General features: G+C 73.1%; 1 protein-coding gene and 1 pseudogene. One reads left to right on the top strand and one right to left on the bottom strand.

The genetic code is table 11. The annotated features are described in order from the left end of the window. The first annotated feature begins 116 nt into the window (after window positions 1-116). Complete coding sequence (locus ACV4UX_RS19330; protein WP_491594903.1) at window positions 117-1,247, top strand: glycosyltransferase; 1,131 nt, start codon at window positions 117-119, stop codon at window positions 1,245-1,247. Between the two features lie 180 nt (window positions 1,248-1,427). Here ACV4UX_RS19330 and ACV4UX_RS19325 read toward each other — a convergent pair. Further along, window positions 1,428-1,676, bottom strand: a pseudogene (locus tag ACV4UX_RS19325) (sigma-54-dependent transcriptional regulator); the annotation flags it as partial.

Genomic DNA, 1,676 nt, shown 5'->3' with positions numbered 1-1,676 from the left:
CATGGTGGCCACCCTGGAACGTCTTGGGGGGCGCACGTGAAGGCAGGCCGGGGAGCGGGGATCGCCTCGGAGGATCGCGGCAGCCGGACGGCTCCGGGCGTGCGGGGAGCCCTCTGATGCGGGTTCTGCACCTGGGCAAGTTCTACCCTCCCGTGGAAGGGGGCATCGAGACCGTCACCTTCCAACTGGCCGAGGGCCTCACGCGCCGGGGCGTGCAGAGCGACGTGCTCTGCTTCGACCCCAAAGGCCCCGGCGGGGTGGAACTCTGGAACGGCTACACGGTGCGCCGCGCCTGCGCGCCCATCGTGGCGGCCTCCACGCCCATGTCCCGGGACTACGCGAAGCTGCTCTCACGCCTGGCCCCGGATTACGACATCCTCCACGTGCACTGCCCCAACCCCATGGCCGCCCTGGCCCTGCGCTGGGTGAAGCCCCGCGCGCGCGTGGCGCTGCAGTGGCACTCCGACGTGATCCGCCAGCGCGCCCTCAACGTGGTCTACCGCGTTCTGCTGGGCAACTGGCTGGCCCGGCGGGCCGACGCCGTGATCGGGGCCACGCCCGCCCATGTGGAGGCTTCCGAGTACGCAGAGGCGTTCCGGGGCAAGTCGGTGGTGATTCCCTTCGGGCTGGACCCGGCCCCCTTCGCCCCGGAGCGCACGGACCGCGCGGCCCTGGAGCGCCTGGAGCGGCGCTTCACCGGGCGCAAGGCCGTGTTCGCCCTGGGACGGCTGGCCTCCTACAAGGGATTCGACGTGCTGGTGGACGCCCTGGCGCTCCTGCCGCCCGAGTGGGCGGCGCTCATCGGGGGATCGGGGCCCATGGAGGAGGCGCTGCGGGCGCGCATCCGCGAGCGGGGCCTGGAAGACCGGGCCTTCCTGCTCGGCCGCGTGCCCCAGGAGGAGCTTTCGGCGCACTACCGCTTCTTCCGCGTGTTCTGCCTGCCCTCCACCACCCGGGCGGAGATGTTCGGCATGGTGCAACTCGAGGCCATGGCCTGCGGCTGCCCTGTGGTGTCCACGCGCATCCCGGGTTCCGGCGTTCCGTGGGTGAACGAGCACGGGGCGACGGGGCTCACCGTGGCGCCCGGCGACCCGGCCGCCCTGGCAGGGGCCATCCTGCAGGCCGGGGAGGAACCCCTGCGCTCCCGCCTGTCCCGGGGCGCCGCCCGGGCGGCGACGGAGCGCTTCGCTCCCCAGCTGATGGAGACGGCCGTGCTGGCGCTCTATCGGGAACTGGCGGGGGGCTGAGGGCGCGGGCGCGACGCCGGGGACGCGCGCTCCGTCGGGACGGCTGCGACCCGGTTGACGGCAGGTCCAGGCAGGACGCCGCTGCTTTGCGAGCACTCAAAAGAGGACGGACGACGCCTCTCGAGACGGCAGGCGTCTGTTCCGGCTACCGCCCCGGCAATCCGGCCGGAGGAGGCCGGGTCAGCCCGAGAGCCTGAGCCCGTGCTCCTTGAGCAGGGCGTAGAGCCTGGAGCGCGAAAGCCCGGAGATGCGGCAGGCCTCGCGGGGATTCGCGCCGGACTCATCCAGCAGGCGTTCCAGGTAGAGCCTGTCCATGGCCTGGCGGTAGACCTTGAGGGTCGGGGGCGCGGAGGGCAGGTCCGTCTCCAGGGGGGGCGGCGAGGAGTGCGCGGCCGAGGGCGCGTGGAGCTGGTTCTCGCGGTCGCGCAC

It is taken from the genome of Fundidesulfovibrio sp., from assembly GCF_058402725.1.
This window is presented reverse-complemented; position numbering and strand designations above follow the sequence as displayed.